This is a genomic window from Microcystis sp. M44BS1 (assembly GCF_020244875.1).
Classification (GTDB): Bacteria; Cyanobacteriota; Cyanobacteriia; order Cyanobacteriales; family Microcystaceae; genus Microcystis; species Microcystis panniformis.
Map to the genome: position 1 here is coordinate 1 of NZ_JADBVM010000212.1, position 6564 is coordinate 6564.

Annotated in this window: 11 protein-coding genes and 1 pseudogene; 2 read left to right on the forward strand and 10 right to left on the reverse strand. The window is 39.2% G+C overall.

Annotation, left to right across the window (positions count from 1 at the left end; translation table 11 throughout):
* The first annotated feature begins 186 nt into the window (after nucleotides 1-186).
* Complete coding sequence (locus IM515_RS16695) at nucleotides 187-504, forward strand: DUF4164 family protein (protein ID WP_287630139.1); 318 nt, start codon at nucleotides 187-189, stop codon at nucleotides 502-504.
* A 219-nt stretch (nucleotides 505-723) separates the two neighbouring features.
* Here IM515_RS16695 and mnmE read toward each other — a convergent pair whose 3' ends face one another.
* Entirely contained in the window at nucleotides 724-2097 is a 1374-nt protein-coding gene (mnmE, locus tag IM515_RS16700) for a tRNA uridine-5-carboxymethylaminomethyl(34) synthesis GTPase MnmE (RefSeq protein ID WP_287630140.1), read from the reverse strand.
* Nucleotides 2098-2150: 53 nt separating this feature from the next.
* Between mnmE and IM515_RS16705 the strand changes: the two genes are divergently transcribed.
* Nucleotides 2151-2684: a DUF2062 domain-containing protein gene (locus tag IM515_RS16705; RefSeq protein WP_002788779.1), complete on the forward strand. Its 534-nt coding sequence runs from the start codon at nucleotides 2151-2153 to the stop codon at nucleotides 2682-2684.
* Between the two features lie 379 nt (nucleotides 2685-3063).
* Here IM515_RS16705 and IM515_RS16710 read toward each other — a convergent pair whose 3' ends face one another.
* The 9 genes and pseudogenes from IM515_RS16710 to IM515_RS16750 form a co-directional block, all read right to left on the reverse strand.
* Complete coding sequence (locus IM515_RS16710) at nucleotides 3064-3462, reverse strand: HEPN domain-containing protein (RefSeq protein ID WP_287630141.1); 399 nt, start codon at nucleotides 3460-3462, stop codon at nucleotides 3064-3066.
* The gene (locus IM515_RS16715; protein WP_287630143.1) at nucleotides 3459-3773 is read right to left on the reverse strand and encodes a nucleotidyltransferase domain-containing protein; all 315 of its coding nucleotides are present in this window, start codon (nucleotides 3771-3773) and stop codon (nucleotides 3459-3461) included. The genes IM515_RS16710 and IM515_RS16715 overlap by 4 nt, the downstream gene beginning before the upstream one ends.
* Nucleotides 3774-4048: 275 nt before the next feature.
* Nucleotides 4049-4474 (reverse strand): type II toxin-antitoxin system VapC family toxin, encoded by a 426-nt coding sequence (locus tag IM515_RS16720; RefSeq protein ID WP_287630144.1) that lies wholly within the window; start codon nucleotides 4472-4474, stop codon nucleotides 4049-4051.
* Between the two features lie 2 nt (nucleotides 4475-4476).
* On the reverse strand, nucleotides 4477-4719 hold the full coding sequence (locus tag IM515_RS16725; protein ID WP_002760184.1) for a hypothetical protein: 243 nt from the start codon (nucleotides 4717-4719) through the stop codon (nucleotides 4477-4479).
* Between the two features lie 193 nt (nucleotides 4720-4912).
* Nucleotides 4913-5350, reverse strand: a complete 438-nt coding sequence (locus IM515_RS16730) for a tetratricopeptide repeat protein (RefSeq protein ID WP_287630145.1) — start codon at nucleotides 5348-5350, stop codon at nucleotides 4913-4915.
* A 16-nt stretch (nucleotides 5351-5366) separates the two neighbouring features.
* A complete protein-coding gene (locus tag IM515_RS16735; RefSeq protein ID WP_002737575.1) occupies nucleotides 5367-5624 on the reverse strand; it encodes a ParE family toxin-like protein in 258 nt (85 codons plus the stop codon).
* Nucleotides 5602-5823 carry a hypothetical protein gene (locus IM515_RS16740; protein ID WP_287630146.1) on the reverse strand — a complete coding sequence of 74 codons (222 nt, stop codon included), beginning with the start codon at nucleotides 5821-5823 and terminating at the stop codon, nucleotides 5602-5604. The genes IM515_RS16735 and IM515_RS16740 overlap by 23 nt, the downstream gene beginning before the upstream one ends.
* A gap of 72 nt (nucleotides 5824-5895) precedes the next feature.
* Nucleotides 5896-6120, reverse strand: a pseudogene (locus IM515_RS16745) (tetratricopeptide repeat protein); the annotation flags it as partial.
* A gap of 45 nt (nucleotides 6121-6165) precedes the next feature.
* Nucleotides 6166-6564, reverse strand: a 399-nt coding sequence (locus IM515_RS16750; RefSeq protein WP_287698081.1) for a DUF3782 domain-containing protein, incomplete at its 5' end; no start/stop codon positions are given.

A 6564-nucleotide genomic window follows, 5' to 3' on the forward strand; every position in this document is an offset into this window, starting at 1 on the left:
GACATTGATTATCCTTTTGGGAAGTGCCATTATTACGGCCGGTTGGAAAGTATTTTTTTCCAGTAATATCTGAGTTGTCTAATCCTCAACACAACTACAGTTAACCGCTCCTGAAAGAAAATTTTCTTAAAGCCTAGACTTAAGATAAAATTATATCCAACCAGATGCAGTATAGGAGTTTACCAAATGTCTAACGAAACTGTTACTTATTCCCTTGATGTCGTCCTCAAAGAAATTAAAGACAGTATCAAGGAAGTTAGCCAGAAATTCGATAAGATTGATGAACGGTTTGATCGATTAGATAATCGCTTAACAAAACTTGAGATAGGACAAGCAGATATCAAAGGAGATATTAAAGTTTTAGACGAGAAAATCGAAGGCATCGACAATCGGCTAAAATCAGTGGAAGGAACCCAAAAAAATCAGGTCTGGACATTGATTATCCTTTTGGGGAGTGCCATTATTACGGCCGGTTGGAAAGTATTTTTTTCCAGTAATATCTGAGTTCTCCAATTCTCAACAAAACTATAGTTAAACCAACACAAAAAGATAAAACCTTGTTTCTGGTTGACAGGATTTCCTAAGTGGGTGGGTGGAATTAAATATAAGATGAACGTAGGTTGGGTTGAAGCATGAAACCCAACGCCCGATTATGTTACGCTACCGCTAACCCATCCTACAAATAATTTTGCTTCTTTCTGGTTGACCGGATTTTCTAATTGCTTACTTGCCAATACAAAAACGGCTAAAAATGCGATCAAGTACCGATTCAGTTACTTCTTCGCCGGTAATTTCTCCTAAAGCTTGAATGGCAGTACGCAGATCGATCGACCAAAAATCAAAAGGCAAATCTTGGTCAATTGTTTTTTTGACCTGTTGCAAAGCAATTTTCGCCCTAGTTAAAGCGGCCGCCTGTCGTTGATTAATGGCTAAATCCAAATTAGCCGCCTGTATTTCTTGATTTTGGACAGCATTAATAATAGTTTTTTCTAAGTCTTCAATACCCTGATTTTGGACGGCGGATAGCTTGACAACTCGCTCAATTTCTGCTGGGTAAATTACCGTTTCTGGATTAACCAAATCAATTTTATTAATCACTAAAATTAATCGGCGATCGCTGACAGAGCGATAAATTTCCTCATCTTCCTCTGTCCATCCGGACTCTGCGGAGACGGTTAAGAGAACTAAATCAGCAGACCGGGCCGTTTGACGGGAACGTTCCACCCCAATTTGTTCGACTCGATCGCTGGCCGAGCGAATTCCTGCCGTATCGAGGACTTGTACAGGAATTCCCGCCACAACTAGCTGAGATTCGACGATATCGCGGGTAGTGCCGGGTAAATCGGTGACAATCGCTCGATCGCTCCGACTCCAAGCATTTAACAAACTGGATTTCCCCACATTCGGCCGCCCCACGATCGCCACTTTTAGACCACTACGCAGCAATTCCCCGCGCTCGGCGGTAGCTAAAATTAAATTTACTTGACAAAAAACCTGTTCTATGCTATGGAGAACCGCCTCGTGATCCAAGGGCGGTAAATCCTCTTCAAAGTCAATACGGGCCTCAATTTCAGCCAAAATATCGAGACAGGTGGCGCGCAAATGGCGGATCGGTTGCGCGAGTTTCCCCTGTAAACCGGCGAGGGCAAATTGTGCCGCTTGGGGAGAACGCGCCCCAACGAGATCGACGACGCTTTCGGCTTGAGTTAGGTCAATTCTGCCGTTAAGAAAGGCACGCAGGCTAAATTCCCCCGCTTGGGCCAAACGCGCCCCATTTTCTAGACATAACTGTAACACCTGTTGTACGGGCATAATGCCGCCATGACAGTGAAATTCCACCACATCCTCGCGGGTGAAAGAGCGGGGCGCTAACATGAGCAACAGCAAAGCTTCATCGATAATTGCCCGACTTTGGGGGTGCCGGATATAACCATAGAGAAGACGATGACTTTGCCATTTTTGACGATTGCGGGTATAAAAAAGCCGACGAGCGATCGCCACTGCCTCACTACCAGATAAACGGACAATACCGATACTACCCTGTTCCGGAACGATCGCCGTAGCGATGGCGGCGATCGTATCCCCTGTGTTTAACATCTCTTAATCACCCCTTGCTAAAATTGAAGTCGGTATCAATTTTGTCAGCATTTATGCCCGAAAATATGCGCTCACGGTCATTAAAAGCGAGAAAAAGCCGCAAATATTCGAGTAATCGCTTACTGCGATTTTTGCGCTATTGGTATATTCGCTTAATGCGATTACAAGGACATCCTAGGGAAATTGCCAGGGGTTTTGCCTTGGGAGTTTTTTCGGGATTTTTCCCGTGGATGGGCCTTCAAATCATCGTCGCTATCTTTTTAGCCACCCTATTTCGCGCCAACAAGATCGCGGCTGCTGCCGGTACTTATATCAGCAATCCCTTGACCGATCTGCCAATTTTCCTGTTTAATTATAAATTAGGAGAGTTTATTCTTGGTCAAAGCGGGCGATCAAATCTGGGCGACATTTTTCAAACTAATCAAAGCTTCACCGAAAAGTTAGCTAGTTCTGGCGGCCAATTTCTTTTAACCCTGTTTTTTGGTTGCTTACTATCAGCGACGGTATTTGCTACGATAACCTATTTTGTTAGCTATCGCCTAGTTCATCAACGGTATCACCGGCGACAAACAAGGAGAAAACGCTGATAAATTGTCACCGTTCAGGGGGTGACGAAATCTGGTAATCTAAGGGGCATGGATGAGAAGCACCAACGGTAATCCCATAATAAGTCTAAACTGTGATTTGAATGATTGAATGAATACTATGATTGTGTTGTATTCAGCAAGCATTCATCAATGATCAATCATAGTCCATCCCATAGTCACATAATAAGTCTAAACTGTGATTTGAATGATTGAATGAATACTATGATTGTGTTGTATTCAGCAAGCATTCATCAATGATCAATCATAGTCCATCCCATAGTCAAATTGATCGCAGTTAAGACGATGGATGTGACTGTCGCATCATTTGTGTATTGAGATGCTCTTTACTTAATGTATTGCCATACAATACTTTTGTCATTTAATCAGTAGGAAGCAGGTCTGAAATTATATTTAAAAAATCTCTCACTTGTGCAATGAAAGGAAGAACTTGTAATTCATCAAAATCTGCAAAGTCTGTATAATCTGCTTCGAGACGGTATTCAAACAATTCGTTATAAATTGCACCAAAGTCTTTTGAAATAATTTCACTACGGATGTAGTTTTTGTTGAAGAGACTACGGACACCTGTATGTTTTGGAGATGAGAGATTATCATAAGCAAGTAAAGCCGTAACAGCATAAAAGCAACTATAGTATAGACGATTGATACAACTATTCCATCTTGCACCATCAGCAAGAGAACAAGCATCTTGATAAGCTTCCTCTACACGATTTAAACGATACCTAATTAGTTGATCGTGAAGGGAATTTTTACTCATAGCATAATAGCTTCTTTGTTAACTGATTCCCAGAAAGGAGTAGTTTGTAATAAGGGATGTTCCCATTGATTTTTGCTGCGAACAATGGTACAAATAACCTCTTCTGTTTCCCATTCGATTTCATAAATTTGACGACGGATTTGAGATGTGCGAGTAGGGTTGGTGATCCCATCAACTAATACTAATATATCCCAATCAGAGTCTGGTTGAGCATCATTCCGCGCCCGTGAACCATAAAGAAATATTTGCGCTTGAGGTTCGATCGCTTGTACTGCTTGTTTAATTTTATTGAGTAATAGTTGTTTGTCCATGATTTTTTATGACCTTTTTGTACTGCAAAACAATATTAACAATATAGTCCATCCCATAATCCCATAATAAGTCTAAACTGTGATTTGAATGATTAAATGAATACTATGATTGTGTTGTATTTGGCAAGTCTTCATCAGTGATCAATCATAGTCCATCCCATAGTCAAATTGATCGCAGTTAAGACGATGGATATTGCTGTTGTCGCATCATTTGTAAATTTTTCCGAATTTGAACAATAGTAGAGTGATTTTTCCTAATAGTCGTTGACTCCATTTTATAGTAGTTCTATTTTTTGAAAAAGAATAATAAAACCTTCTTGGGTAAAGTGCTTGTCATGGGTAAGCACTTCAAAAATATCCATTTGTTGCATAATTACCATTGATATGCAGTCTGTAATGCTATAACCTTTGTCTGACCGTTGTTTATATAATTCAAAACCTAATTGACGTAATTCTGATGTATAGGAAATAACTTTTATTGTTTTTTCCCGTAGCATTTGCGTACACATCAAGAGTGCTTTCTGTCTCATAATAGTTCCTCTAGATGAAGCATAGTTCAGTATCTCATCAATAATGCCATCTGTCGTTATTAGCTGATCATTGATACAACTATGAGCATAATTAAGCGCAATTTGATGCCAGTTATCTTTAGGGTTGAGTAAAGCGATCCAATAAAAGGTGTCGGCAAAAATTCGCTTCATGGTTAATGTTTAGGAGTACCGTAAATATAATGATCATGTTGCTCTGCACTATCGGTTGGTAAGGTATCTAAAATTTCTTGAGGAATATCAGCAGTGAGTTCTTCTATAAATTGTGCAAAAGGTTTAGATTGTTCTTGCGATCGATTATGTTTGATTTTGGCTAATAATAAAAAGTCAAAAACTTCTTCTATTACCTCATCGGATACTGTTTCAATTTCATGAATTAGTTGTTCTTTGATAGTCATAATTTTACCTTTGTAAGTTCTTCAAATATAGCCTATATCAGTTATCAGTGATTAATTCAATTATAGTCCATCCCATAATCCCATAATAAGTCTAAACTATGATTTGAATGATTGAATGAATACTATGATTGTGTTGTATTCAGCAAGTCTTCATCAATAATCAATCATAGTCCATCCCACACATAAATCACAGTTAAGACGATGGATGTTGCTGTTGTCGCAGCGTTTGTAAATTTTCCCGAATCTTAACAGTAGTAGGATGATTCTCCCCTAAAGCTTTCTCAGCAATTGCTAATGATTGTAAATAGAGGGGTTCTGCTTCTGTGTACCTGCCTTGAAAATAGTACAAATGCGCTAAATTGTTGAGGGAAAGTGTCACATCAGGATGATTGTCTTCTAAGAGTCGTTGACTCAATTCTAATGCTTGTATTAAGAGTGGTTCAGCTTCTTCGTATCTTCCTTGAGATTGGTAGAGTTTTGCTAAATTATTAAGATTTTCAGTGACATTGGGATAGTTATCGCCTTCAAAAATTTCTGGACAGTATTTTTTTAGATTTGCCAGAAATTCCTGTGAGGTAACTTCAGTAAAATCTTGGTGGATAATATTGCGAAATTCTTTAGGATCTAGCATGGTTAATTTTCTCCTTCTATTTAATTAACTCTTCATACTCATCATGAGAACCAATCCAAAACCAGTAATAATCTTCACCTTTTTTCAATGCTAAAGCTCTATAATTCTCAGTTATTCGGACTGACCAGACATTTTTCCCTACTTTCTTGAAATGTAATGATCGATGGAAAACATTACTAATCCAGAGACGATAGGCTTTTTTTGCCTGTTGCTTAATGTAGGGAGGTAAGTTGGCATAACATTGCCAAAAATCAGGAGTTGTTAAGGATTTCATCTAAAGACTTAACTTGATTGTTACTGATATCATTGTTGACTTTTTGTAATAGTCGATCGAGTTTCCCTGATTCGAGATCGTTTTTTATCTGTTTGTCCCAACTATCATCAAGATAGTCTTGTAACCAAGCTGATAATTGATAGATTTCTTCGTCAGGCAACTGGAGAATCGCGGATTCAATATCTTTGAGTGTAGTCATAATTGTTTGGTTGATTGAAGGTGATTGTATTATTTTATATTGTTGTATTATCGGATGGGTTAATAACCCATCCTACGGGAGCGACTCTAAGTTTTCCCGAATCCTAACAGTATTAGGATGATTCTCCCCTAAAGCTTGCTCAGCAATTGCTAAAGCTTGTAAATAGAGAGGTTCCGCTTCTTTGTACCTTCCTTGGGAATAATACAATTTTGCTAAATTGTTGAGGGAACTTGCCACAGAGGGATGATTGTCTCCTAAGAGTCGTTTTCTCAAATCTAATGCTTCTAGATATAAGTTAAACTGATCACACAGAACCTAGAAGATTTCGAGAAAAAGCTAAACCTACCAAACCTGGGGCGTAAACTCCGCATCATTTAAAATTATTACATTTTCCCCTGACTGCACCAACACAAATAAACCCTGACGACAAGCGTAACTCGCCACCTCATTGGGAACAATCATCGCTGCCACCGCTCCCAAAGCCTTTACATCTCGAAAACGAGGCATTAACCGCTTAAACTTAGCCAAACGTTGTAAATGCTCATCCACATCCCTTTGAGTTAACTTACTTTTGACTTCCACTAAAATGGCATCGGTATCATTTACTACTAATAGATCAATCTCTAAACCCTCATTATCCCGTTTTACCGAAATACCAGGGTGAAACTCATGGACATCAATACCCCGCTCCTGAAACAGACGCACCACCGCAGGACGTACTTGCCACTCGACAAACTCTCC

Coding starts and splice junctions, on each gene's coding strand:
- IM515_RS16695 (WP_287630139.1), top strand. CDS start 187: ATGTCTAACGAAACTGTTACTTATTCCCTTGATGTCGTCCTCAAAGAA.
- mnmE (WP_287630140.1), bottom strand. CDS start 2,097: ATGTTAAACACAGGGGATACGATCGCCGCCATCGCTACGGCGATCGTT.
- IM515_RS16705 (WP_002788779.1), top strand. CDS start 2,151: ATGCCCGAAAATATGCGCTCACGGTCATTAAAAGCGAGAAAAAGCCGC.
- IM515_RS16710 (WP_287630141.1), bottom strand. CDS start 3,462: ATGAGTAAAAATTCCCTTCACGATCAACTAATTAGGTATCGTTTAAAT.
- IM515_RS16715 (WP_287630143.1), bottom strand. CDS start 3,773: ATGGACAAACAACTATTACTCAATAAAATTAAACAAGCAGTACAAGCG.
- IM515_RS16720 (WP_287630144.1), bottom strand. CDS start 4,474: ATGAAGCGAATTTTTGCCGACACCTTTTATTGGATCGCTTTACTCAAC.
- IM515_RS16725 (WP_002760184.1), bottom strand. CDS start 4,719: ATGACTATCAAAGAACAACTAATTCATGAAATTGAAACAGTATCCGAT.
- IM515_RS16730 (WP_287630145.1), bottom strand. CDS start 5,350: ATGCTAGATCCTAAAGAATTTCGCAATATTATCCACCAAGATTTTACT.
- IM515_RS16735 (WP_002737575.1), bottom strand. CDS start 5,624: ATGAAATCCTTAACAACTCCTGATTTTTGGCAATGTTATGCCAACTTA.
- IM515_RS16740 (WP_287630146.1), bottom strand. CDS start 5,823: ATGACTACACTCAAAGATATTGAATCCGCGATTCTCCAGTTGCCTGAC.